Annotated in this window: 24 protein-coding genes; 2 read left to right on the forward strand and 22 right to left on the reverse strand. The window is 72.3% G+C overall.

Features of this window, described 5'->3' with window-relative positions:
• Nucleotides 1-15: 15 nt before the first annotated feature.
• Nucleotides 16-477 (forward strand): murein hydrolase activator EnvC family protein, encoded by a 462-nt coding sequence (locus tag ACIG0D_RS21175; protein WP_399802975.1) that lies wholly within the window; start codon nt 16-18, stop codon nt 475-477.
• 230 nt (nt 478-707) lie between these two features.
• On the opposite strand, the gene ACIG0D_RS21180 is transcribed toward ACIG0D_RS21175, so the two are convergent.
• The 17 genes from ACIG0D_RS21180 to ACIG0D_RS21260 all read right to left on the reverse strand — a co-directional run bounded on the left by ACIG0D_RS21180 (nt 708) and on the right by ACIG0D_RS21260 (nt 14,000).
• Nucleotides 708-1,262 carry a TetR/AcrR family transcriptional regulator gene (locus tag ACIG0D_RS21180; protein WP_399803360.1) on the reverse strand — a complete coding sequence of 185 codons (555 nt, stop codon included), beginning with the start codon at nt 1,260-1,262 and terminating at the stop codon, nt 708-710.
• Nucleotides 1,263-1,343: 81 nt separating this feature from the next.
• Nucleotides 1,344-2,186: an RNA polymerase sigma factor WhiG gene (whiG, locus tag ACIG0D_RS21185; RefSeq protein ID WP_365758481.1), complete on the reverse strand. Its 843-nt coding sequence runs from the start codon at nt 2,184-2,186 to the stop codon at nt 1,344-1,346.
• A 270-nt stretch (nt 2,187-2,456) separates the two neighbouring features.
• Nucleotides 2,457-3,608: a DNA-processing protein DprA gene (dprA, locus tag ACIG0D_RS21190; protein ID WP_399802978.1), complete on the reverse strand. Its 1,152-nt coding sequence runs from the start codon at nt 3,606-3,608 to the stop codon at nt 2,457-2,459.
• A complete protein-coding gene (locus ACIG0D_RS21195) occupies nt 3,605-5,230 on the reverse strand; it encodes a YifB family Mg chelatase-like AAA ATPase (RefSeq protein ID WP_399802981.1) in 1,626 nt (541 codons plus the stop codon). Before ACIG0D_RS21195 ends, dprA begins: the two co-directional genes overlap by 4 nt.
• Complete coding sequence (locus tag ACIG0D_RS21200; protein WP_399802984.1) at nt 5,231-5,632, reverse strand: YraN family protein; 402 nt, start codon at nt 5,630-5,632, stop codon at nt 5,231-5,233.
• A gap of 121 nt (nt 5,633-5,753) precedes the next feature.
• Complete coding sequence (locus ACIG0D_RS21205) at nt 5,754-6,062, reverse strand: DUF2469 domain-containing protein (RefSeq protein WP_003965949.1); 309 nt, start codon at nt 6,060-6,062, stop codon at nt 5,754-5,756.
• 56 nt (nt 6,063-6,118) lie between these two features.
• A complete protein-coding gene (locus tag ACIG0D_RS21210; protein ID WP_399802987.1) occupies nt 6,119-6,646 on the reverse strand; it encodes an NUDIX hydrolase in 528 nt (175 codons plus the stop codon).
• Nucleotides 6,636-7,406, reverse strand: coding sequence for a signal peptidase I (lepB, locus tag ACIG0D_RS21215; protein WP_399802989.1), 771 nt, complete (start codon nt 7,404-7,406; stop codon nt 6,636-6,638). The genes ACIG0D_RS21210 and lepB (ACIG0D_RS21215) overlap by 11 nt, the downstream gene beginning before the upstream one ends.
• Before the next feature lie 134 nt (nt 7,407-7,540).
• A complete protein-coding gene (gene lepB, locus ACIG0D_RS21220) occupies nt 7,541-8,527 on the reverse strand; it encodes a signal peptidase I (RefSeq protein ID WP_399802991.1) in 987 nt (328 codons plus the stop codon).
• Nucleotides 8,415-9,557, reverse strand: a complete 1,143-nt coding sequence (gene lepB, locus ACIG0D_RS21225) for a signal peptidase I (protein WP_399802993.1) — start codon at nt 9,555-9,557, stop codon at nt 8,415-8,417. Before lepB (ACIG0D_RS21225) ends, lepB (ACIG0D_RS21220) begins: the two co-directional genes overlap by 113 nt.
• Nucleotides 9,550-10,317, reverse strand: a complete 768-nt coding sequence (gene lepB / locus ACIG0D_RS21230; RefSeq protein ID WP_399802996.1) for a signal peptidase I — start codon at nt 10,315-10,317, stop codon at nt 9,550-9,552. Before lepB (ACIG0D_RS21230) ends, lepB (ACIG0D_RS21225) begins: the two co-directional genes overlap by 8 nt.
• 59 nt (nt 10,318-10,376) lie before the next feature.
• Nucleotides 10,377-10,727: a 50S ribosomal protein L19 gene (rplS, locus tag ACIG0D_RS21235; RefSeq protein WP_103811168.1), complete on the reverse strand. Its 351-nt coding sequence runs from the start codon at nt 10,725-10,727 to the stop codon at nt 10,377-10,379.
• 134 nt (nt 10,728-10,861) lie between these two features.
• Nucleotides 10,862-11,695 (reverse strand): tRNA (guanosine(37)-N1)-methyltransferase TrmD, encoded by an 834-nt coding sequence (gene trmD / locus ACIG0D_RS21240; RefSeq protein ID WP_399802998.1) that lies wholly within the window; start codon nt 11,693-11,695, stop codon nt 10,862-10,864.
• Nucleotides 11,695-12,306: a ribosome maturation factor RimM gene (gene rimM / locus ACIG0D_RS21245; RefSeq protein WP_399803001.1), complete on the reverse strand. Its 612-nt coding sequence runs from the start codon at nt 12,304-12,306 to the stop codon at nt 11,695-11,697. Before rimM ends, trmD begins: the two co-directional genes overlap by 1 nt.
• Before the next feature lie 107 nt (nt 12,307-12,413).
• Entirely contained in the window at nt 12,414-12,653 is a 240-nt protein-coding gene (locus ACIG0D_RS21250) for an RNA-binding protein (RefSeq protein WP_029385578.1), read from the reverse strand.
• A 2-nt stretch (nt 12,654-12,655) separates the two neighbouring features.
• Entirely contained in the window at nt 12,656-13,078 is a 423-nt protein-coding gene (gene rpsP / locus ACIG0D_RS21255) for a 30S ribosomal protein S16 (RefSeq protein ID WP_365758457.1), read from the reverse strand.
• Nucleotides 13,079-13,400: 322 nt separating this feature from the next.
• Nucleotides 13,401-14,000, reverse strand: coding sequence for a hypothetical protein (locus tag ACIG0D_RS21260; RefSeq protein ID WP_166002509.1), 600 nt, complete (start codon nt 13,998-14,000; stop codon nt 13,401-13,403).
• Nucleotides 14,001-14,522: 522 nt separating this feature from the next.
• Between ACIG0D_RS21260 and ACIG0D_RS21265 the strand changes: the two genes are divergently transcribed.
• On the forward strand, nt 14,523-15,404 hold the full coding sequence (locus ACIG0D_RS21265) for an SAM-dependent methyltransferase (protein WP_399803003.1): 882 nt from the start codon (nt 14,523-14,525) through the stop codon (nt 15,402-15,404).
• A gap of 4 nt (nt 15,405-15,408) precedes the next feature.
• On the opposite strand, the gene ftsH is transcribed toward ACIG0D_RS21265, so the two are convergent.
• From ftsH to ACIG0D_RS21290, 5 genes are all read right to left on the reverse strand, one after another.
• Complete coding sequence (ftsH, locus tag ACIG0D_RS21270) at nt 15,409-17,349, reverse strand: ATP-dependent zinc metalloprotease FtsH (protein ID WP_399803005.1); 1,941 nt, start codon at nt 17,347-17,349, stop codon at nt 15,409-15,411.
• Nucleotides 17,350-17,486: 137 nt separating this feature from the next.
• Entirely contained in the window at nt 17,487-19,040 is a 1,554-nt protein-coding gene (gene ffh, locus ACIG0D_RS21275) for a signal recognition particle protein (protein WP_399803008.1), read from the reverse strand.
• A gap of 197 nt (nt 19,041-19,237) precedes the next feature.
• Entirely contained in the window at nt 19,238-21,685 is a 2,448-nt protein-coding gene (locus tag ACIG0D_RS21280) for a [protein-PII] uridylyltransferase (protein WP_399803010.1), read from the reverse strand.
• Between the two features lie 32 nt (nt 21,686-21,717).
• Entirely contained in the window at nt 21,718-22,056 is a 339-nt protein-coding gene (locus ACIG0D_RS21285) for a P-II family nitrogen regulator (protein ID WP_289940149.1), read from the reverse strand.
• Nucleotides 22,053-23,399: an ammonium transporter gene (locus ACIG0D_RS21290; RefSeq protein ID WP_399803013.1), complete on the reverse strand. Its 1,347-nt coding sequence runs from the start codon at nt 23,397-23,399 to the stop codon at nt 22,053-22,055. Before ACIG0D_RS21290 ends, ACIG0D_RS21285 begins: the two co-directional genes overlap by 4 nt.
• Nucleotides 23,400-23,580: the final 181 nt, after the last annotated feature.

The raw sequence follows: 23,580 nt of genomic DNA on the forward strand, positions 1-23,580 counted from the left end.
CCGGGCCCCTCCCCCGTGGGCCGCACCTGGCCCCTGCCGGGCGGACGCCCGACCGTCCTGCGCGCCTGGGATCCGCCGCCGACGCCGTACGCCCGCGGTCACCGCGGCGTCGACCTGGCGGCCCCACCGCACAGCCCCGTCCTGGCCGTGGCCTCCGGCCGCGTGTCCTTCGCGGGCCGCGTGGCGGGCCGGGGCGTGGTCTCCGTGGACCTGACGGGCACGGGCGACCCACGCCTGCGGACCACCTACGAGCCGGTCCGCGCCTCGGTCCGCAAGGGCGACGAGGTCACCGCGGGACAGCCCCTGGGCACCCTGGAGCCGACCCCCTCCCACTGCCCGGCCACCTGCCTGCACTGGGGCCTACGCCGCGGAAAGACCTACCTGGACCCCCTGTCCCTGCTGCCGCCCTGGCTGCTCCGCTCCGGCCCGCCGGTGCTGCTCCCGGTACTGGGCGTCCCACTCCCAGCGAGGCCATAACCGCGGCCGGGACAACCCGCGGGCATGCGTGCCGCCTGGGGCGCTGGGGGTTCCCCCTGCTCGAGCGAAGCCGAGAGCTTGGGGGAGGGTGGGCGCGGGCGGCACCCCGCTCCGCCGGGCAGCGGTCCCTCCGCCGAGGCACAACGCCGGGCAGGAGGGCCGCCACACCCGCCGAAACTCCCGCACCCCCGTCAGCGAAAAGCGCGGGCACCGCGCGAGCAGGTCCCCGCTCAGCCCATGACCCCCCGCAGAGCCATCCGCACGGCCGCGTCCGCGACGACCGCCGGCTCCTCGAAGCCCAGCTCGATCCGCCGCACGGCCGAGTCGACGACCCCCTGGAGCATCATCGCGGTGAGCCGGGGCTCGGCGTGGCCCATCTCCCCCAGCACGTCCACGATCATCCCGACCAGCGCCCCGTGCGCCGCCCGGATCTTCTCCCGGGCCCCCGCGTCCAGCTCGCTCGCCGAGATGGCGACGACGGCGCGGTGCCGCTGGTCCCCGACCAGCTCGAGCTGCCGCCGCACGTACGCCTCGACCTTGGCCTGCGGATCCTGAGCCGCGGCCATCGCCGCCTCGACCTCCGCCGCCCACACGGGGAAGTCGGCCTCGCACAGCTCCTCGACCACAGCGGCCCGCGACCGGAAATACTCGTACACGGACGACCGCGCCAGCCCCGTCCGCTCGGCGAGGGCCGGGAAGGTCAGCGCCTCCGTCCCGCCCTCGGACAACAGGGACCGAGCCGCGTCCAGCAGGGCGGCTCGCTGCATCGACCGGTGCTCGGCCACGGAGGCCGCTCGAATCCTTGGCACGTCCATCACTTTACGGACCGGCCACTCCCGGCGGGAGGGACCCGGCACACCGCCGTCTCAGCGCCCGAAGGCCGCCAGCTTCGCCCGCAGCTGGAGCACGGACTTGGTGTGGATCTGGCTGACCCGGCTCTCGGTCACCCCGAGCACGTTCCCGATCTCGGCCAGGGTCAGGCCCTCGTAGTAGTAGAGCGTGACGACGGTCTTCTCGCGCTCCGGCAGCGTGTTGATCGCGCGCGCGAGGAACCGCCGCAGTTCCCGGTCCTCGGCCACCTCGACGGGATTGTCCGCGGCGGTGTCCTCCAGCGTGTCCATGACGCTGAGCCCGTCCCCGCCCTCGCTGCCGACGTGCAGCAGCTCCTCCAGGGCCACCACGTTCGCCAGCGACAACTGGCTGAACACGGCGTGCAGTTCGTCCACGGCGATGCCCAGCTCGGCGGCCACCTCACCCTCGCTGGGCGTGCGCCGCAGCCGCGCCTCCAACGTGGCGTAGGCCCGCTCCACGTTGCGCGCCTTCTGCCGCACCGAGCGCGGGATCCAGTCCAGCGCCCGCAGCTCGTCGATCATCGCACCGCGGATCCGGGTGATCGCGTACGTCTCGAACTTGATCTCCCGGTCGATGTCGAACTTCTCGATCGCGTCGATCAGCCCGAAGACCCCGGAGGACACGAAGTCGGCCTGCTCCACGTTGGGCGGCAGCCCCACGCTGACCCGTCCCGCCACGTACTTGACCAGCGGCGAGTAGTGCAGAATCAGCTGCTCGCGCAGCCGGTCGTCACCCGTCGCCTTGTACGACCGCCAGAGCTCGTCGAGCGTCGAGGGAGCCGGCGGCCGCACGCTGCCACCGTCACGGGCGGCTGGGGAGATCGCCGCCCGGTCGGACCCGGAGGTGTGCTGGGGCATTCGTCGCCTTGTGCCGTTCTGCCGTGAAGGGTGGTACCTGGGGGAGCTGTCGCTCTGGGGTGGAGTTGCCGGACTGTGTCGGGATCCTCGTGAGCGTAGCGTGACTGACGTGTCGCGGTGCGCGAACTTCGGAGCACAAAGGGGGCGCAGATACGTTCCGCTGCGCGCCCTACCGGGTCACACCCGTCGCTCTGAGTGATCGCAATAATCCACCAACTCGGTGATTTCCCAAGGCTGTAGGGCTTCCCCCGGACGGCCGAACACGCAGCGTCAACCCGGGTCGTGAGCGCGCCGAACGGAGATCATCGCCTGGCGTGTCAACTTCCAGCCGTCGCCGTGTCGTTCGACGTAACCAAGTGCTCGAAGCTCGTACAGCCTCGCGATCGCGTCGTCCTCCGTCGTCTGCGCGCCCCGCGCGATCCGGTCCGGCGAGGCCGCGCCCCGCCCGGGCAGCGCGGCCAGCACCCGCCGGGCGCCCGGCGCCAGCAGATCCCTCGGCAGCACCGGGCCGCGGCGCTCCGGAGCCAGCTCGCCCATGTCGCCGACCAGCTCCACGACCTCCGCCGCGTCGGTGACCAGCACCGCTTCCCCGCGCAGCAGCTCGTGCACCCCCGCCGACCGGCCGCTGGTCGCCGGACCGGGCACGCCCATGGTGTGCCGGCCCAGCCGCTGGGCGGCCCGCGCGGTGGCGAGCGAGCCGCTGCGGTGGGCGGCCTCGACGACCACCGTGCCGCGGGTGAGGGCGGCGATGACCCGGTTGCGTAGCACGAATCTGCTCGGGGTCGGATGGTCCCCGGGCGGCAACTCGCCCACCACGAGCCCCTGTTCGGCGATCCTGCCGATCAGACCGGCGTGTCCCGGCGGATAGGGCCGGTCGACCCCGCAGGCGAGGACCGCGATGGTGGCGCCGCCCGCGCCGAGGGCGCCCCGGTGGGCGGCGCCGTCGATGCCGTAGGCGCCGCCGGAGACCACCACCCAGCCACGCTCCGCGAGCCCGGCGGCGAGCCCGACGGCCATGTGGGCGCCGTACTCGGTGCAGGCCCGGGCGCCCACGACGGCCACGGACCGCAGCGCCCACATCCGCAGACTGGCCCGTCCGCGCACCCACAGACCCAGCGGCCGGGCGTCCCCGAGGTCGTCGAGCTGCCGGGGCCACTCCCCGTCGCCCGGTCCGAGGAACCGGACCCCGGCGGCCCGCGCGAGGTCGAGGTCCCGCTCGGGTTCGGCCCGCCGCGCCCGCGCCCGCAGGCCGTCCCAGCGCCGCCCGCTCACCCCCGGCAGCGGCCCGTCGGCGCCCTTCAGCCGCCGTGCGACCTCCGCCGCGCCGAGCTCCCGCACCCAGCGCCCGGTGGTCTCGTCGCCGGGCTCGATGACGCGGGTGAGGAAGACCCGGGCGAGGAGGTCGGGGTCGTCGCCGCTCATGTCAGCGCCCCGATGGCCATCGGCACCCCGCGCGGGACGCCCGTGCGCAGTTGGAGGGCGAGGGCCACGTCGGTGGCGTCGGGCCGGTCGTGGCCGACCAGGTCCGCGACGGTCCAGGCGACCCGCAGCACCCGGTCGAGGCCGCGGGCCGTCAGCACCCCGCGTTCCAGGTTCCGCTCGGCCTCGTCCAGGGCCCCGCTTACCGCGTGCCAGCGGCTGCGCAGCTCCCGCCCGGGCACCTCGCTGTTGGTCCGCCAGGGGGTGCCGGCCAGACGGGCCGCCGCCCGTTCCCGCGCTGCGCGCACCCGGTCGGCGACCGTCGCGGTGGACTCGCCCCGGGCGGCGAGGCCGGTCAGCTCGGCCCGCGAGACCCGGTCCACCTCCACCCGCAGGTCGACCCTGTCGAGCAGCGGCCCGGAGAGCCGGGCCTGGTAGCGGCGGATCGCCGACGGCGGACACTCGCACAGATCGCCCGTCGCCGAGAAACGCCCGCACGGGCACGGATTGGCCGCGAGCACCATGAGGAACTTCGCCGGGAAGCGCACCACGCCCGCGCTGCGCGCGATCACCACGTGCCCGGACTCCAGGGGCTGTCGCAGCGCGTCGAGGGCCTGGCCGCTGAACTCGGGCGCCTCGTCCAGAAAGAGCACCCCCCGGTGGGAGAGCGAGACCGCGCCGGGTCGCGCGATGTTGGGGCCGCCGCCGACCAGCGCCTGCATGGTGGCCGAGTGGTGCGGGGCGCAGTAGGGCGGGATGTCGACCAGGGGATTGTTCGGCGGCAGCAGGCCCGCGACCGAGTGCACGGCCGTCACTTCCAGCGACTCCTCGCGGGTGAGCGGGGGCAGGATGCCCGGCAGCCGCTCCGCGAGCATGGTCTTCCCGGCGCCGGGCGGTCCCTCCAGGAACAGGTGGTGTCCGCCCGCGGCGGCGACCTCCACCGCCGTGCGGGCCGAGATCTGGCCGACGACGTCGACGAGGTCGTAGCCGTGGTCCTGCTGGGCGGCGCCCAGGCTGTGCATGCCGGTCGCGGCGCCGGTGCCGGGGACGCGCAGTCCGGCGAGCAGCGGGTCCGGGCGGCCCAGGTCGTCCTTCTCCTCCTCCGGCACCGGCTCGTCCGCCAGGACGGCGATCAGCTGGCGCAGACTGCGCACGCCGAGCACCGACACACCGGGGACCAGGGCGGCCTCGGCGGCCGCGCACTCCGGGACGACCACCTGTTCGTATCCGGCGTCGGCCGCGGCGAGGACGGCGGGCAGGATGCCGCGCACGGGGCGCACCCGGCCGTCCAGTCCGAGCTCGCCGATCATCACGATGTCCGCGAGGACCCGCGGGTCGATCCGCTCGCCGGCGCCGAGCACCGCGCAGGCGACGGCGAGATCGAACCCCGAACCCGCCTTGGGCACGGAGGCCGGGCTCAGCCCGACCGTGAGCTTCTTCTGGGGCCATTCGGCCCCGGAGTTCACCACCGCCGCCCGGACCCGGTCCCGGCTCTCGGTCAGGCTCTTGTCCGGCAGCCCCACCAGGGTGAACGCCGCGACGCCCGGTTCCAGGTCGGCCTGGACCTCGACGACGACGCCCTCGACTCCGACGAGGGCCACGGAACAGGTGCGTGCGAAGCCCATTCAGGCCACCCCCCGCACATGCTCGACGACGGGCGCGCCCCGGTCGGGCAGGACGACGCCGACCAGGTCGATGCGGACTCCGCCGGGCGGTGCTCCGCCGTGTTCCTGCATCCAGCGTTCGGCGAGCCGCCGCAGCCGGCCCGCCTTGGCCGGGGTGATCGCGGCCATCGGGTGCTGGAACCGGCCCGCCCTGCGGGTCTTGACCTCGCAGACGACCAGGACGTCGCCGTCCCGCGCCACGATGTCGATCTCACCGGTCCGGCCCGCGCGCCAGTTGCGTCCCAGGACCGTCATCCCGGCCTCGGCCAGCCGCCGCGCGGCCAGCTCCTCGCCGTACCTGCCGAGTGCGCTGTGTGCCAGCTGTGTGTTCATGTCGGCACCACCTCCGGCGCCAACCGTCACGCATCCGCCGGCCCGGAGTGGATCTTGGTGCACAACTCAGCGGTTGTGGAGAAACCCCTCACCCACACAGGTGATGTTCATGCCCGCTCACCCGCACGCACCCGCACAGGCACATGCTCACTCACCCGCCGGGCAGCTCCAGATCACTCTTGTTCAGCTCCTCGATGTTCACGTCCTTGAACGTCAACACCCGGACCTGCTTCACGAACCGAGCCGGCCGGTACATGTCCCAGACCCAGGCGTCCGCCATGGACACCTCGAAGAACACCTCACCCTGGACTGAGTGCACCTGCATCTCGTAGTCGTTGGTCAGGTAGAAGCGCCGCTCGGTCTCGATCACGTACTTGAACAGACCGACGACATCGCGGTACTCCCGATAGAGCTTGAGCTCCATCTCGGTCTCGTACTTCTCGAGGTCCTCGGCGCTCATGGCATGTTCCCCTTCAGCCGTGCGATCCCACCATTGTGCGCCAGTCCCGCGAGCCCCTAGACGATTTCGGTGTCGAGGATCTCCGGACGGGCGGGGGGACCTTCGTCGAGCAGCCGGCGCAGCAGCCCGGCGAGTCTGGTCGGATACACCGTCTCATGTGCCCGGCTCAGTTCCCGACACGTCCACCAGCGAGCTCCGACGACACTGCGCCGTTCCAGCTCGGTCAGCCCCACGGCCTCGGTCACCGTCTGGGTCGTACGGGCCAGGTAGTACCACTCGTCCTGATTCCAGCGGCGCCCGGCGAACGGGAAGGAGCACATCCGCCGCCACAGGACCGGGCCCAGCTCCACATCCGTGATGCCCGTCTCCTCCGCGAGTTCCCGCAGCGCGGCCTCCTCACGGGTCTCGTCGCCCTCGACCCCGCCGCCCGGGGTGAACCACCAGTCGTCGGCCGGGTCGCCCGGCTCGTGGCCGTGCAGCAGCAGGATGCGGTCCCGCGGGTCCAGCAGGACCACGCGCGCCACCTTGCGCACCTCGCCCTCCAGGCCCGGGTGCGCCTGCGCGTCCCTCGCCTCAGCGGGCACCGGCGGTCTCCGTCCCGGCCCGGGCGCGGGCCGCGCGCTGGGCGAGCGGCCCGTACGCGGCGCCGCCGAGCACCAGGACGGCGCCCGCCACGACCAGCGCCACGATCGTCCGCAGAGGCCCCGGCTCGGACGGTGAGCCGCCGAGCACCTCGAAGCCGGCCGGGCGCGGCAGCATGCCGTCCATGGGCCATACGACGGCGTCGACCCGCGCGGAGACCGCGTCGCGGGCCACGGAGCCGCTCGCGGCGTCCGTGAGGTGGGCAGTGGAGTCCAGGGAGCCGTGCCGCTCGTCACCGAGCAGGAACAGCCGTCCCTCGGGCACGGTGACCGTGGGGAAATCGGCGGATCCGGCCTGCCCGTCGGACAGGTACGGCTCGTCGATCCGCTTGCCGTTGACCGTCAGCTTGCCGTCCTGGCAGCAGGCGACGGTGTCCCCGCCGACGGCCACGACACGCTTGATCATCGGCGCGTTTCCCCAGGTGGCGTCCTTGAAGACGACCACGTCGCCACGGCGTACGTCCGCGCCGTCGACCCGCTGGGCGAGCACCCGGTCGCCCGCGCCGATCGTCGGGGCCATCGAGGTGGTCGGCACGGTGTACGGCCGGTAGACCACCGCTCCCCAGCCGAAGGCGGCCAGGAACAGCACGAGGCCCAGCGCGACAGCCAGCCCGGACAGTCGCTGTCCGGTCCGGCCGCCCGCCGGGCCGTTGCCTGTGCTCCCGCCACGCGGGGCCGTACGTGTCGTGCTCTCGCCAGCCATGGGCCGCACCCTACCCGGCGGTACCGGACCCGGTCAGCCCTCACGCCACCGGGACCGCCGGCCGGGCCACGGCCGATACCGGGACCGCCGGGGCCGCAGCGAAGAGCGGGACCACCGGGACTGCCGGGACCGCCTCAGCGGTGGGCGCCCCCGAGGGAGAACCGCTTCCGCCGCCACAGCGCCACCGGCACCACGCCGGCCAGCGCGAGCACGTGCGGCGCGGCCGGGAGGGCCGCCGCGGCCGACGCCTTGTCGTTCAGACCGGGCTGGTCGAAGGTGTCCGGAACCGGCAGGGTGCCCCAGCGGGTGATCGGCCAGGCCTTCACGATGGCCCGCCCCACGACCTCGTCCACCGGGACCATGCCCTGGTACTTGTCCGCCTTGTTGTAGCGGGAGTCGCGCGAGTTCTGCCGGTTGTCGCCCATGACCCAGATGTAGCCGTCGGGGACCGTCACCTTGAACTGGCCGCCCGTGCTGTCGACGGTGCACGGCGTGCTGCCGGGGTAGATGTACGGCTCGTTCAGCGCCTTGCCGTTGACCTTCACGGGGCCGCTGCCCTTGCACTCGACCGTGTCGCCGCCCACGCCGATGACCCGCTTGATCAGGTCCTTCTCCTCGGAGGACGGCATCAGGCCGATCCAGGAGAGGAAGGTCTGCAGGGCGTTGGGCTCCGGCGGGATCTCGCCCGCGAGCCAGTTGCCGGGGTCGTGGAAGACGACCACCTCGCCGCGCTCCGGCTCGGAGCCGAACCACGGGGTCAGCTTGTCGACCAGCACCCGGTCGCCCCGCTGCAGGGTGTCCTGCATGGAGTCGGAGGGGATCGAGAACGCCTGCACCAGGAACGTCTTGATCAGCAGGGCGAGCACGAGGGCGATGCCGATCAGGATCGGCAGCTCCTTCCAGAAGGAGCGCTGTTTCCTCGCGGGCGGGGAACCGGAGCCCTCCGCGCCCTGCTCGCCCGTCCGCTGCTGTTCGTCGCTCACCCTGCCGTCCTCGGCCGTCGTCGTGTCACTCCCGGAGGTCACGGCGCTGTCCGCGGCCGGGCCGGCCGGTTCCACGGGGTGTCCGCGGTGCTCCTCGCCGTCGTGTCCGGACCGTGCGCCAACCGCCACATCCCCCACGCCAACTCCTTACTCTGTGCCGCTGCCTGCCCCATGTACGGCGCAGGCCCACCACTCCCATAACGAGCGGGAGTTCCGCAGGGCTCGGGAGCTGGGTCATTGCGTTCGGATCCGACGCGCCCGGAGCCAGAGGTCTGGGGTCCGGCACGCTCGGAGCATCGGGGGCAACCCTATGCGACACGTGGGCGGCTGTGGTCGACCCGGACGCCGGGTCGGCCACGGATGCGAAGGTTTCCGGTTCGTCGAGTGTGGTCCAGTGGTTGAACGGCCAGGCGATGACGATGGCCCGCCCCACCACCTGGTCCTCGGCGACCGTGCCGCCGTAGTCCGTGTCCTGGTGGGAGCGGGAGTCCGCGGAGTCCGCGCGGTGGTCGCCCATCACCCACAGGCGGCCCTCGGGCACGGTGACGTCGAACTCGGTGGTGGAGGGGGCGTTGCCGGGATACAGGTAGTCCCCCTCGTTCAGGGGAACGCCGTTGACGGTGACCCGACCTTGCGCGTCACAGCACTTGACGCGGTCGCCGCCGACTCCGATGACCCGCTTGATCAGGTCCTTCTCGTTGTCGGAGGGCAGCAGGCCGATGAAGGTGAGCCCTTCCTTGACCTGTTTGACGACGACGGGGTCCTCCTTCTTCTGGGTGGGCTGCTCGTCGTTGAGCCAGCCCCCCGGGTCCTTGAACACGACGACGTCCCCGCGCTCCGGCTTGGCGCCGAACCACGGGGTGAGCTTGTCGACCAGCACCCGGTCGCCGATCTGGATCGTCTGCTCCATGGAGCCCGACGGGATGACGAACGCCTGGACCAGGAAGGTCTTCAGGACCAGCGCTATGAGGACGGCGACCCCGATGAGGAGCGGTATCTCCTTGATGGCCGACCGGCGCCGCCGCCGCTTGACCTTGCGTTGCAGCTTGCGCCGCTCCGCGCGGGTACGTCCGCCACCGGTCGGCGCGGAGGCGCGCCGCGTGCCGGTGGGCAGGAGGTCTTCGGCGGGGCTGCTGGGCGCACCGCGTGGTTTGCCGCGGTTACCCATGGCCACCGCCCGCGCCCGCCGAGCCGCCGAGCGCGCCCACGGGTGCGCCCGCCGCAGGACCGGACGCCTCCGCGCCGTCCGATGCGCCGGGCACCCGCTCGTACGCCTCGGGCCGCTCCAGCCGCCTGAAGTGGCCCGCCGGCCAGACGATCCAGTCCGCGCGGCCGATCACGTCCTCGACGGGGATCATGCCGCCGCCGGGTGAGCCCAGGTGGTCGCGGGAGTCGCTGGAGGCACTGCGGTGGTCGCCGAGGACGAAGAGCCTGCCGTCGGGCACGACGAGGTCGAAGGGCACGGAGGACGCGCGGTCGCCGGCATGCAGGAACGCCGTCTCGTCGACGGACCGGCCGTTCACCCGGAGCCTCCCCTCCTTGTCACAGCAGACCACGTGGTCTCCCCCCACGCCCACGACGCGTTTGATGTAGTCGGCGTCCCCGAAGTACCCGGTGCCGTCGAACACGACGACGTCGCCCCGCCGCGGCTCGGCTCCGAAACGGTACGCCACCTTGTTTACGAGAACGCGGTCGCCGATCCTCAATCCCGGCTCCATGGATCCGCTGGGGATCTGGAACGGCTGCGCCACGAACGTGTTGAGGAGCAGCAGGAAGAGCAGGCAGACCAGAGCGGTGAGGGTGATCCGCCCGCCCGGGAGCCAGTCGGCGATCCGCGACACCAACGCGAAACGCGACCGGCCCTCCGCGCCCCGCTGAGCGGGTTCGGAGGAGCGGTCGCGCTCCGTCGGCTGTGCTTCGGTGTCCATCGGGGCCAGATGCTATCCGGCGCCGCTGTGCACCCTGGGATCGTGATCCCGGGAAGCGCTCAGCTCTCGCGCTTCTCCTTGATCTTCGCCGCCTTGCCGCGCAGCTCGCGCAGGTAGTACAGCTTGGCGCGGCGGACGTCACCCTTGGTGACCAGCTCGATCTTCTCCACGATCGGGGTGTGCACCGGGAAGGTGCGCTCGACGCCGACGGAGAAGGAGACCTTGCGGACCGTGAAGGTCTCGCGCACGCCGGAGCCCTGGCGACGGATCACCACGCCCTTGAACTGCTGCACACGAGAGCGGTTGCCCTCGATGACGCGGACGTGGACGTTCACGGTGTCACCCGGGCGGAAGGCCGGGATGTCGCTGCGCAGCGACGCGGCGTCGACGGAGTCGAGCAGGTGAGACATTTCGTCTGCTTTCTTCGCTGATGCCACAGGTCATCAACGGGAACTAGGGGTTCTGGATGAGCGCTGTGCGGGTCGGGGCGGGCGTCGTGTCCCCCTGTGGCAGGGGCGCACGCCGGACGGCGCACAACAGCGGTCTATTCTTCCACGCCGTCGGTCCTGCGCCAAAATCGGCCGTACGGCTCGCCCTCGGGGTCGGGCGACCAGCCCAGGATGGAGAGCATCTCGCGGTCCTTCTTGTCGAAGGCCTTGGGGTCGCAGCGCTCGATCAGGTCGGGCCGGTTGAGCGTCGTACGCCGCAGTGCCTCGTCGCGGCGCCAGCGGGCGATCTTGCCGTGGTGCCCGCTGAGCAGCACCTCCGGGATCTCCCGGCCACGCCAGTGCGGCGGCTTGGTGTAGACGGGGCCCTCCAGGAGGTTGGCCATGGCGCCGGGCGCGAAGGAGTCGTCGCGGTGGGACTCGGCGTTGCCGAGGACGCCGGGCAGCAGCCGGGCCACGGCCTCCGTGATGACGAGTACGGCCGCTTCGCCGCCGGCGAGGACGTAGTCGCCGATGGAGACCTCGTAGACCGGTATCCGGGTGGCGTACTCGTCCATGACCCGCCGGTCGATGCCCTCGTAGCGGGCAGGGGTGAAGATCAGCCAGGGCCGTTCGGACAGCTCCACGGCCAGCTCCTGCGTGAAGGGCCGGCCGCTGGGGGTGGGCACGATGATCGCGGGGCCGTGGGCGCCGGTCTCGTAGCCGTCGGCGAGGACGGTGTCCAGGGCGTCGCCCCACGGCTCGGTCTTCATGACCATGCCCGGGCCGCCGCCGTACGGTGTGTCGTCCACGGTGTTGTGCCGGTCGTACGTCCAGGTCCGCAGGTCGTGGACGTGTACGTTCAGCTGCCCGCGCGCGCGGGCCTTGCCGACGAGGGAGACGTTCAGCGGTTCCAGGTACTCGGGGAAGATCGTGACGACGTCGAGCCGCATCACGCCTCGCCCCCGCCGGACTGACGGGACTCACCGGACTCGCTCGGCTCGCCGGACTCACTCAGCTCAGGGGACTCGTCCCGGCCGGAGGCGATCACCGCGCGGTCGTCGATCAGCCCGGGCGGCGGGTCGATGACGGCCCGCTGCCGCTCCAGGTCGATGTCGGTGACGATCTCCTCGACGAACGGGATCATCACCTCGGTGCCGTCGGGCCGCTCGACGATGAACAGGTCCTGGGTGGGCAGGTGCGAGATCTCGGTGATCCGGCCGACCTCCACCCCGTCCTCGGTGACCACGTCGAGGTCGATCAGCTGGTGGTCGTAGTACTCGTCCTCGCCCTCGGGCAGTTCTTCGGGGTCGACGTCGGCGATCAGGAGCGTGTTGCGCAGCGCCTCGGCGGCGTTGCGGTCGGTGACGCCCTCGAAACGCAGGAGGAGACGGCCGCTGTGGACGCGGCCGGTCGCGATGGTCAGGGGCCCCGCGGAGGCGGGGTCGGTGGCGAGTACGACGCCGGGGGCGAGCCGCAGTTCCGGCTCGTCGGTGCGGACCTCGACGGTGACCTCGCCCTTGATGCCGTGGGCGCGGCCGATCCGTGCGACTACCAGCTGCACTGTGCTTGCTCTCCTGTCGGAAACGCGAGCCGCGGTGGCGGCTCATACGACTGCGGGCCGGGGACGGCCCAGTGGCCCTCCCCGGCCCGAGCCGGTGCTGTGCTGCGTCAGCGGACGTTGTCCACGTCGACGAGGTCGACCCGGACGCCACGGCCGCCGATGGCGCCCACGACGGTGCGCAGGGCGCGTGCGGTGCGGCCGTTGCGGCCGATCACCTTGCCGAGGTCGTCCGGGTGGACCCGGACCTCGAGCACCCGCCCGCGGCGCAGGTTGCGCGAGGCGACCTGCACATCGTCAGGGTTGTCGACGATGCCCTTCACGAGGTGCTCGAGAGCCTCCTCGAGCATGCTCAGGCCTCGGTCGACTCGGAGGACTCGGCCGCGGCCTCGTCCTTCTTCTCAGCCTTCTTCTTCTGGGTGATGGCCTCACCCTTGCCCTCGTCGTCGCCGGCCAGGGCCTCGAACGACGGGCGCTCCTTCTTCGGCTCGGCGACGAGCAGCGGAGCCGGGGCGGGCTCGCCCTTGAACTTCTGCCAGTCACCGGTCTTCTTCAGGATGGCGAGGACCGGCTCGGTCGGCTGGGCGCCGACGGAGAGCCAGTACGCCACGCGCTCGGCGTCGACCTCGATCACCGACGGGTTGTACGTCGGGTGGTACTTGCCGATCTCCTCGATCGCACGGCCGTCACGACGCGTACGCGAGTCGGCGACGACGATGCGGTAGTGAGGCGAACGGATCTTGCCGAGACGCTTGAGCTTGATCTTGACTGCCACGGGAGTGGGTTCTCCTGGATTTGACGTGGTTGGGCACGGCGAGAATGCCGCGTGGGGTTGCGGTACCCGAGTGCCCGATGGACGCGTCAGCCGGAGGAGAGAGGGGTCCTATGCGGCTGTCGAGTACAGCTAGCCATTGTGCCATACCCCCAGGGACCCTTCCGACCGAGGGTCGTGCGGGCACGACGGCGCCGCACCCGGCGCAGAGGTGAACGACGTCGGGTGCGGGCCGGGGCGGCACGGTGCCACCGGCACGCGGCGGCCGGCGGCACCCGCGCGGCACGAGTCTCCCGCCTCCGGCACCCACGAGATGCCGGAGCGCTCAGCTCGCCGCGCCCGCGCCCACCACCTCGGGGATCCGGAACGGCTTGCCGCAGCCGCCGCACACGATCGGGGCCTGCGCCAGGACCGAGGGGACGACGCGGACGTTGCGCCCGCAGTCGCAGACGGCCTTGACGCGCACCCCGCCGCCGGACGAGCCGTGCCGGGCGGCCGGGCCGCGGAACGTGCGGGTGGTGTCGGCGGAGGTCGCCGCCGAGTGGGCCTTCAGGGCCCGCTGCAGGCGCTCGATGGTCGGGCGGTAACGCCGCTTCGCCTCGGGGTTGAGCGTGACCAGCGAGAAGCCGCTGCTCGGGTGCGGCTCCTCGGGGTGGTCCAGGCCCAGCTCCTCGGCGATCGCGAGGAATCTGCGGTTGTGGTAGCGGCCGGCGCGGGAGGTGTCTCGGATTCCGCGCGCGGCGGCGATGCCGTGGACTGCCTCGTGGAGCAGTCGTTCGAAGGAGAGTTCGTGTCCGCAGGCGGACGACGACTCCCCGATCAGGGACTCGGGCGCGGCAAGATCCGGCAGCTCGGGGTGGTACCGCTGAATGTCGGCCCACGCCTGCGCCAGCTCTGCGGCGAGAACAGGTGGTGTCGTGCTCACGTAATGACAACGAGCCGGGGTCCCGCTGTGTTCCTATTCCGGGGCATCCCAAATAATTTGCACGTACCCGTCAGTTGCCGCTGATGCGTCCTGACGAGGGCGGGTGCGCTGATCTGCGGAGAAGGCGCACAGCTCGACACAAGGTGGTACGTAGCCTGACGTACGCCCCGGCGCGTACGCCCCGTTGCGCGCGCCGGGGCGTGTGGGGTCCTCCGGTGCGCAAGAGGCGTTTTCGGCCGACTCCGCCCCACTCGGGACAGCGACGCCGGCTCCCGTGACGTTACCGGGTGCGGTTCCGCCGCCCGGCACCGGCCCGTCCCACGCCTGTGAACGCCGTACGGCCCAGGTTGCCGGAACGTGAAATCTCGCCGCCGCGCGCGCGTGGAACCAAGCCGCGGCCCCGTACCACTGGACGCCGTCGCGAGCCCGGAGTTTCCTGGCATACGGGGGGCGGGCGCACGTCACGGGGGCTTCAGGAGAACGGGGACAGAGGCAACTCTCGGCGGAATGGGGCGCTTACATATGACACCTACGCTCGTGCGTCAGCACCCGCACACGGGGGGCGCACCCCGCGTGGACCTGAGTGCACGCGCGCGTGACTGGTCCGAGATCCAGGAGCGGATGCTCGTACCGCTCTACGAGGCCGTCTACGAGCGACTGGACGTGGGGCCCGGCACGCGGCTGCTCGGCCTCGGCTGCGGCAGCGGACTCGCCCTGCTGATGGCCGCCTCCAGAGGCGCCGCGGTCACCGGTGTCGAGCCCGCCTCACCGGAACGGCTCGCCCTCGCGCGGGAACGGCTCCGCGCGCAGCCGCCGGGCACGCACGCGAGGGCCACCGCTCCCGCCGCGCCGGCCGTGGGCGCCTCGCTCGACGGAGCGGACCGGCCCGCGGACCCGGCGGGCGCGTCGGGACCGCCGTACGACCTGGTGACCGCCTTCGAGCCCATCGGGTGCCGCGCGGGCGACTCGGACGGACTGGCCGGGCTCCTCGGCGCGGCGACCCCGCGCGCGGCGCGCGGGGCGGCGGTGGTGCTGGCCGGCTGGGGGCCGCCCGAGCGGTGCGCCACGACCGCCGTGCTGCGGGTGGCCGACAAGCTCGCCGACCCGTCACGCGGCGCGGGCCGCTGGCGCCCGGCCCTGCGCGACGACCTGGAGGAGGTCGCCGAACGCGCCGGCCTGCGCCCCGACGGCTCGGGGCGGGTGGCCTGCCCCTTCGGGTACGCCGACGTGGACAGCGCGGTGCGCGGGCTGCTCTCCACCGGGCTGTTCGACGCGGCGATCACCGCCACCGACCAGGCCCAGGTCGACAAGGAGCTGAAGGAGGCCCTGCATCCGTACCGCCGCCAGGACCGCACGGTGTGGATGCCGAACGTCTTCCGCTACCTGATCGCGCGGGTCCCCTAGGGGGTCAGTCCTCGGCGTCCTTGGTCAGCCGGGTGATGCCCGCGATGCGGTAGGCGTCCGCCTCCTCCAGGGTCTCCCGTTCCAGCAGGGCCGCCGCGAGCGCGTCCAGCCGGGGGCGGTGGTCGCGCAGCTTGCGGCAGGCCTCCTCGTAGCAGTCGTCCACTATGCGGTGCATCTCGCCGTCGATCACGTCCAGGGTCCGGGGCGCGGCGGCGAGGCCGTACGTCTGCCGGTCGTCGTCGGGCAGCGCGGACAGGCGGCCGACCCGCTCGCTCATGCCCCAGCGGGCCACCATGCCGCGCGCGATCCTGGTGACCTGCTCCAGGTCGCTCTCCGAGCCGGTGGTGATGACGCCGTAGACGACGTGCTCGGCGGCCATCCCGCCGAGCGCGCCGATGATCCGGCCGCGCAGGTACTCCTCGGTGTACGCGTACTTGTCGGCGTCCGGCGTCGACAGCGTCACGCCGAGCGCGCGTCCGCGCGGCACGATGGTGATCTTGCGGACCGGGTCGGCGCCCGGCTGGAGCATGCCCAGCAGCGCGTGCCCGCTCTCGTGGTACGCGGTGCGCCGCCGCTCCTCCAGGGGCATGACCAGGGCCCGCTCGGCGCCGAGCTGGACCTTCTCCAGGGCGTCCGAGAGGTCGGACCGCGTCACCCGGTCCTGCCGCCGCTTCACCGCGAGCAGGGCCGCCTCGTTGGCGAGGTTGGCCAGCTCGGCGCCGGTCATGCCGGGGGTGGTCCGGGCGACCTGGGCGAGGTCCACGTCGTCGGCCAGCGGGATCTCCCGGGTGTGGATCCGCAGGATCGCCTCCCGGCCGCCCCGGTCCGGCGGCGAGACGTTGACGACCCGGTCGAACCGGCCGGGCCGGGTCAGCGCGGGATCGAGGATGTCCGCGCGGTTGGTCGCCGCGATCACGATCACACCCTCCGAGCCGGAGAAGCCGTCCATCTCGGTGAGGATCTGGTTCAGCGTCTGCTCGCGCTCGTCGTGCCCGCCCATCGCCGCGCCGCCGCCCCGCGCGCGGCCGATGGTGTCGATCTCGTCGATGAAGATGATCGACGGCGCCACCTTCCGCGCCTCGGCGAACAGCTCCCGCACCCGGGAGGCGCCCACGCCCACGATCATCTCGATGAACTCGGAGGCCGACGCAGAGAAGAACGGCACCCCCGCCTCCCCGGCCACCGCCCGCGCGAGCAGGGTCTTGCCGGTGCCGGGCGGACCCGCGAGCAGCACACCGCGCGGCATCTTGGCGCCCATCCGCCGATAGGCGTCGGGGTTCCTCAGGAAGTCCACGACGTCGTTCAGCTCGCCCTCGACCTCGTCGATCCCCGCCACGTCCGCGAACGTCGTCCGCTTCTCCCCGGGCACCAGCTCCACCGGTTTCGGCGGCTCCTTGCGCCCGAACATGGCACCGGCGCCGCCCATGCCCGCCCGCATCCGCCGCGCGATGACGATCCACAGCACGACCAGTAGCAGCATCGGCGCCAGCGAGATCAGCAGGTTGGCGAGCAGGCTGCGCTGCTGGACCACCGGTTCCGCCGTGACAGTGACGTTGTTGCGGGTCAGGTCCTCCCACAGCCGGTCGTCGGCGAAGGCGGGCCGCTGGGTCTTGAACTTGGTGTAGGTGCCGCCGCCCCCGGGCCGGTCCCGGGCCTGCTTCAGCTCCCCCTGGATCGCGTCGCCCTTGGAGTAGATCTTGCTGACGTTGCCGTCGTCGACCTGCCTGCTGAACTCGGTGTAGGAGATCGTCGGCTCGTCGCCGTCGCCGAAGAAGGACAGCGCCAGGTTGGCGATCACGAACACGATCACCGCGGCGGCGACCAGGTTCCACCAGCCGCCGCGCCACCGCCGCCCGCCGGACGGTGGCTTCGCCGGCTCCTCGGGCGTGCCCTCGGTACGCCAGGGCTGGTCGGGAGACTTGCGCGGCGGCGCGGGGTTGGTCATATCGGGACGTTACGACAGGAAAGCCGCACGGGCATGCGTACGTACGACGCCGGGGGCGCCCCTCCGACGAGAGGCGCCCCCGGGCGACGTACGGCCGACGCGAGTGGCCGGCGTGGGTGGCGGGTGACCGACGCGGGTCAGCCCATGAACTTCTTGAACTCGTCCGGCAGCTCGAAGTCCTGCCCGGCCTGCTGGCCCGGCAGCCCGAACGCGCCGCCGTTCTGCGCGGCGGCCGCGCGGCGGGCGGCCTCCTCCTGCTCCTGCTGCTTGCGCTTCATCGGGTTGCCGGAGCGCTGCTTGCCCTTGGCCTTCTTCGGCTGCTTCTTGGAGCGGCCGGGGCCGCCGCCCATGCCCGGGATCCCCGGCATGCCCGGCATACCGCCGCCCTGGGCCATGCGGGACATCATCTTGCGGGCCTCGAAGAACCGCTCGACCAGGTTCTTCACCGCGCTGACCTCGACACCGGAACCCTTGGCGATACGGGCGCGGCGCGAGCCGTTGATGATCGTCGGGTCCTGGCGCTCGGCCGGGGTCATCGACTTGATGATGGCGGCGGTGCGGTCGACGTCCCGCTCGTCCAGGTTGTTGATCTGGTCCTTGATCTGGCCCATGCCCGGCAGCATGCCGAGCAGCTTGGAGATGGAGCCCATCTTGCGGACCTGCTCCATCTGGGACAGGAAGTCGTCGAGGGTGAACTCCTGGCCCTTCTTGGACGCCAGCTTGGAGGCCATCTTGGCGGCCTCTTCCTGGCTGAAGGTCTTCTCCGCCTGCTCGATCAGGGTGAGCAGGTCACCCATGTCGAGGATGCGGGAGGCCATCCGGTCCGGGTGGAACGCGTCGAAGTCCTCGAGCTTCTCGCCGTTCGACGCGAACATGATCGGCTTGCCGGTGATCTGCCGGATCGACAGCGCGGCACCACCGCGCGCGTCGCCGTCGAGCTTGGACAGCACCACGCCGTCGAAGCCGACGCCGTCGCGGAAGGCCTCGGCGGTGTTGACGGCGTCCTGACCGATCATCGCGTCGACGACGAAAAGGATCTCGTCGGGCGAGACGGCGTCCCGGATGTCGGCCGCCTGCTGCATCATCTCCTGGTCGATGCCGAGGCGGCCGGCGGTGTCGACGATGACGATGTCGTGGACCTTCGACTTCGCGAAGTCGATCGAGTCCTTGGCGACCTTGACCGGGTCACCGACGCCGTTGCCCGGCTCGGGCGCGTAGACGGCGACCCCGGCGCGCTCGGCGACGACGCTGAGCTGGTTCACGGCGTTGGGGCGCTGGAGGTCGGCGGCGACCAGCAGCGGGGAGTGGCCCTGCTCCTTGAGCCACTTGCCGAGCTTGCCCGCGAGGGTGGTCTTACCGGCACCCTGGAGACCGGCCAGCATGATCACGGTCGGGGGCTGCTTGGCGAAGCGCAGCCGGCGGGTCTCGCCACCGAGGATGGTGACCAGCTCGTCGTTGACGATCTTCAGGACCTGCTGGGCGGGGTTCAGCGCCTTGGAGACCTCGGCGCCGAGCGCGCGCTCCTTGAGGTTCTTGATGAACGTCCGGACGACCGGCAGGGCCACGTCCGCTTCGAGGAGCGCGATGCGGATCTCGCGCGCGGTGGCGTCGATGTCCGCCTCGCTCAGACGCCCCTTGCCGCGCAGATTCTTGAAGGTCGCTGAAAGGCGATCGGAGAGAGTATCGAACACGGCGGCGTCGGTCCTCGGGGTCGGGGGCAGTCTGAGCGTCTTCAAGGGTATCCCGGCCAGGCAGGTGGCCGGGATCCCCGGCCGCGGGTGGCTGGTGTCCCCGGCCGTGCGTGGCCGGGTCCCCGGCCGTGCGTGGCTGGTGTCCCCGGCTGCGGGTGGCCCGGGGCCCCCGGCTGCGGGCGGCCAGGGGCCCCGGTTCAGCCGCGCAGTGTCTCCTCCAGCCCGCGCGCCACGGACGCCGCCTCCTCGCCGGGCAGCGGTGCGCCCCCGGGACCCGTGACGTAGAAGGCGTCCACCGCGTTCGCGCCCAGGGTGCTGACGTGCGCACTGCGCACCCGTACGTTCGCGTCCTCCAGGGCGCGGCCGATCCGGAACAGCAGGCCGGGTGCGTCCTGGGCGCGTACCTCGATCACCGTGGCCAGCCGGGACGCGGCCGGGTGGACGGACACCCTCGGCGGCGGCGCCACCAGACCCCGGCGGCGCGGGTACGCGGCGTCCCGCTCGGCGAGGCGGCCCGCGATGTCCAGGGATCCGTCCAGGGCCCGGACCAGGTCGGCGCGCAGGCGGGTGGCCTGCGGCAGGGAGCCGTACTCGGCGGCGACCCGCCAGTTCAGCAGCAGGGCGGAGCCCTCGACGCCGTCCGGCAGCTCCAGCGCGCGCAGTTCCGCGGTGCGGACGGTCAGGCGGTGCATCGCGAGGACGCCGGCCACCGCGGGCAGCACGCCCGGCTGGTCCGGTACGGCGATGAGGAGCTCCACGCCGAGCGGTTCCGGATCGCCGGACGGCTCCTCCTCCGCCTGCGGCCGGGTCTGGGCGCGCAGCGCCAGTACGGGGCTGCCCGTGGCGACGGCCTCGAGGGCGAGCCGTTCCTGCTCGGCGGTGGGCGCGGCGGCCTCCGGCTCGTCCGGCTCGGCTCCGGCGAGCACGGCGGCGACCCGTTTCACCAGGTCGGCGACGAGGGAGCCGCGCCAGGACGACCAGGCGGCCGGGCCGGTGGCCAGGGCGTCGGCCTCGGTCAGGGCGTGCAGCAGCTCCAGCGTGCCGGGTGAGCCGACCGCCGCGGCGACCGCCCGGACGGTGGCCGGGTCGTCGAGGTCGCGGCGGGTCGCGGTCTCGACGAGGAGGAGGTGGTGGCGTACGAGGGTGCCGAGCACGGCCACGTCGTCGCGGTCGAAGCCGATCCGCGCGGCCACGTCCCTGGCGATGATCTCGCCGGCCACCGAGTGGTCGCCCGGCCAGCCCTTCCCTATGTCGTGCAGCAGCGCGGCGACGAGGAGGAGGTCGGGGCGGCTGACGCGGCGGGTGAAGGCGGAGGCGCGGACGGCGGTCTCGATGAGGTGCCGGTCGACGGTCCAGATGTGCACGGCGTTGCGCTGCGGGCGGCAGCGGACCCGTTCCCAGTCCGGCAGCAGGCGGGTGATGAGTCCTTCGGCCTCCAGTGCCTCCCAGACCTCGACGGTCGGGCGGCCGGATCCGAGCAGGGTCACGAGTTGTTCGCGGGCCTCGGCGGGCCAGGGCGTGGGCAGGGGGCGCACGGTGGCGGCGAGGCGCCGTACGGCGTGCAGGGAGAGCGGGAGTCCGGCCTGCGCGGCGGCGGCCGCGGCGCGCAGGGGGAGCACGGGGTCGCGTTCGGGGCGCGCGGCGCGGGCGAGCACCACCTCGCCGTCCTGTTCCACCACCCCTTCGGCCAGCGGGGAGCGTTCGGCGACGGGCTTTCCGCCGCCCAGCATGGCGCGCAGCCGGGGCCGCACGGCGCGCGAACGCAGCACGCGCCCCACTTCGCGCCAGGTGACATCGCTGGCGTACGAGATGACGCGCGCCGCCTCGTAGACCTGCCGCAGCAGGGTGTCGGCGTCGAGGAGGCCCAGTTCGGCGGCGACTTGGTCCTGCTCCTGGAGGGAGAGGCGGTCGGTGGCGCGGCCGGTGGTCAGGTGCAGGGCGTCGCGGACGTCGAGGAGGCGGCGGCGGGCGTCGTCGAGGCCTTCGCGCGGGGCGTCGGCCAGCCAGGAGGCGGCGACGGCGCGCAGCGCGGTGGCGTCCCGGAGGCCGCCGCGGGCCTCCTTGAGGTCGGGTTCCAGCAGGTACTGGAGTTCGCCCTGGCGTGCGGCGCGTTCGGCGCACAGCTCCTGGAGTTCGGGGAGGCGTTTGGGCGCCTGGTTGCGCCAGTCGGCGAGGACGGCGGTGCGCAGCGCGGCGGTGAGGCCGAGGTCGCCGGCGAGGTGCCGGGCGTCGAGGAGGCCGAGCTGGACCTTCAGGTCCTCGGCGGCGGTCTTGCGGGCCTCGGCCGGGGTGCGCACGGAGTGGTCGAGGGCGAGACCGAGGTCCCATACGGGGTACCAGAGGCGGTCGGCGAGGACGGCGATCGCGTCGGGGTCGGCTCCGTCGTGGAGCAGCAGCAGGTCGAGGTCGCTGCGCGGGGACAGCTCCCCGCGGCCGTAGCCGCCGACGGCGACGAGCGAGACGCCCTTCAGGCCTCCGGCTCCCGCGTCGAACAGGCCCGCGAGCCAGTCGTCGGTCAGCCCGGAGAGGGCGGTACGGCGCGGCGGCCCGGACCGCGCCCCCTCCGTCAGGAGGCGCAGCCGGGCCGCCGCGTAGCCGCTGGGTCCCGAGTCCTCTGCCTTCGCCGTTGCATCCGTGCTCGTCACCCAGCGACTCCTGTTCTCTTCGGTTCAGGGCGTCAGAGCGCGTCCGGTCCGCGCTCGCCGGTGCGGACCCGGACGGCCGTCTCGACCGGGAGGGACCAGACCTTGCCGTCACCGATCTTGCCGGTGCGGGCGGCCTTGACGATGACGTCGATCAGCTGTTCGGCGTCGTCGTCCTCGACCAGCACCTCGATACGGATCTTGGGGACCAGGTCGACGGTGTACTCGGCGCCCCGGTAGACCTCGGTGTGGCCCCGCTGACGACCGTAGCCGCTGGCCTCGGTGACCGTCAGGCCGTGCACTCCGAAGGCCTGGAGGGCTTCCTTGATCTCGTCGAGCCGGTGCGGCTTCACGACGGCGGTGATGAGCTTCATGCGTCCACCTTCTCGGACTCGGCCTGGGCGGCGACCGGGGCGGCGGGCACGGAGGCGGAGCGGGAGGTTCCGCCGCCGGCGCCGCTGAAGTCGTATGCGGTCTCGGCGTGCTCGGCCTGGTCGATGCCGGCCACCTCGTCGTCCTCGGGGACCCGCATGCCGATGGTCTTGTCGAGGACGAAGGCGAGGATCGCGGAGACGACCAGGGAGTAGGCCAGGACCGCGAAGACACCGGCGGCCTGCTTGCCGAGCTGGCTCGCGTCACCGCCGTAGAAGAGGCCCTTGACGTCGGACTGGCCCTCGCCGGAGGCGAAGAAACCGACGAGGAGGGAGCCGACGATGCCGCCGACGAGGTGGACACCGACCACGTCGAGGGAGTCGTCGTAACCGAACTTGTACTTCAGGCCGACGGCCATGGCGCACAGCAGACCGGCGACGGCGCCGACGGCGATCGCGCCGAGCGGGTCGACCGCACCGCCGGCCGGGGTGATGGCGACGAGGCCCGCGACGGCACCGGAGGCGGCGCCCAGCGTGGTGAAGGCGCCGTGGCGCAGCTTCTCGTAGATCAGCCAGGCGAGCATGGCGGCGGCGGTGGCGACCTGGGTGTTGACGAACATCAGGGAGCCGACGCCGTCGTCGTTTCCGAGCCAGGAGCCCGCGTTGAAGCCGAACCAGCCGAACCACAGCAGACCGGCGCCGAGCATGACCAGCGGCAGGCTGTGCGGGCGCATCGGGTCCTTCTTGAAGCCGATCCGCTTGCCGATGACCAGGATGACGCCGAGGGCGGCGGCACCGGCGTTGATGTGGACGGCCGTACCGCCGGCGAAGTCGATCACGCCGAGTTCGAAGGCCCAGCCGCCGGTGCCCCAGACCCAGTGGGCGACGGGGAAGTAGACGACGGTGGCCCACAGGGCGATGAACAGCGCCCAGGCGGTGAACTTGACCCGGTCGGCGAGAGCGCCGCTGATCAGGGCGGGGGTGATGATCGCGAACATCAGCTGGAAGACGGCGAAGACGAGGACGGGGATGGTGTAGCCGTCCCAGATGGCGTCCTTGTCGATGCCGGTGAATCCGACGTAGTCGGAGTTCCAGGCGAAGATGCCGCCGGAGTCGTTGCCGAAGGCCATGGAGAAGCCGTACAGCACCCACAGGATGGTGACGATTCCCAGGCTGATGAAGCTCATCATCAGCATGTTCAGGGTGCTCTTGACCCGGACCATGCCTCCGTAGAAGAAGGCCAGGGCCGGCGTCATCAGCATCACCAGGGCGGAACAGATGAGCATGAAGCCTGTGTTGGCGGCAGAGATCTGCGTCTCTGCGGCAAGCGTGATGGCTGGTGCCATCGGCGTCTCCTCGTCGTTGGATACGGCCCCGTGCGGGCGAAGCCTTGAGCGGATTGAGGGGTGGGCCGGTTATGCGCCACGAGATTGGCGCAGCGCGGTTTCGGTGGAAGCCCCTCGTTGTTTCGCGGCCGTGACGAAGGCGCCGGGCGTGTTACGCGTCGATGAATTGCCGGATCTCGGC

It is taken from the genome of Streptomyces sp. NPDC052773, assembly GCF_044547145.1.
Lineage (GTDB): Bacteria > Actinomycetota > Actinomycetes > Streptomycetales > Streptomycetaceae > Streptomyces.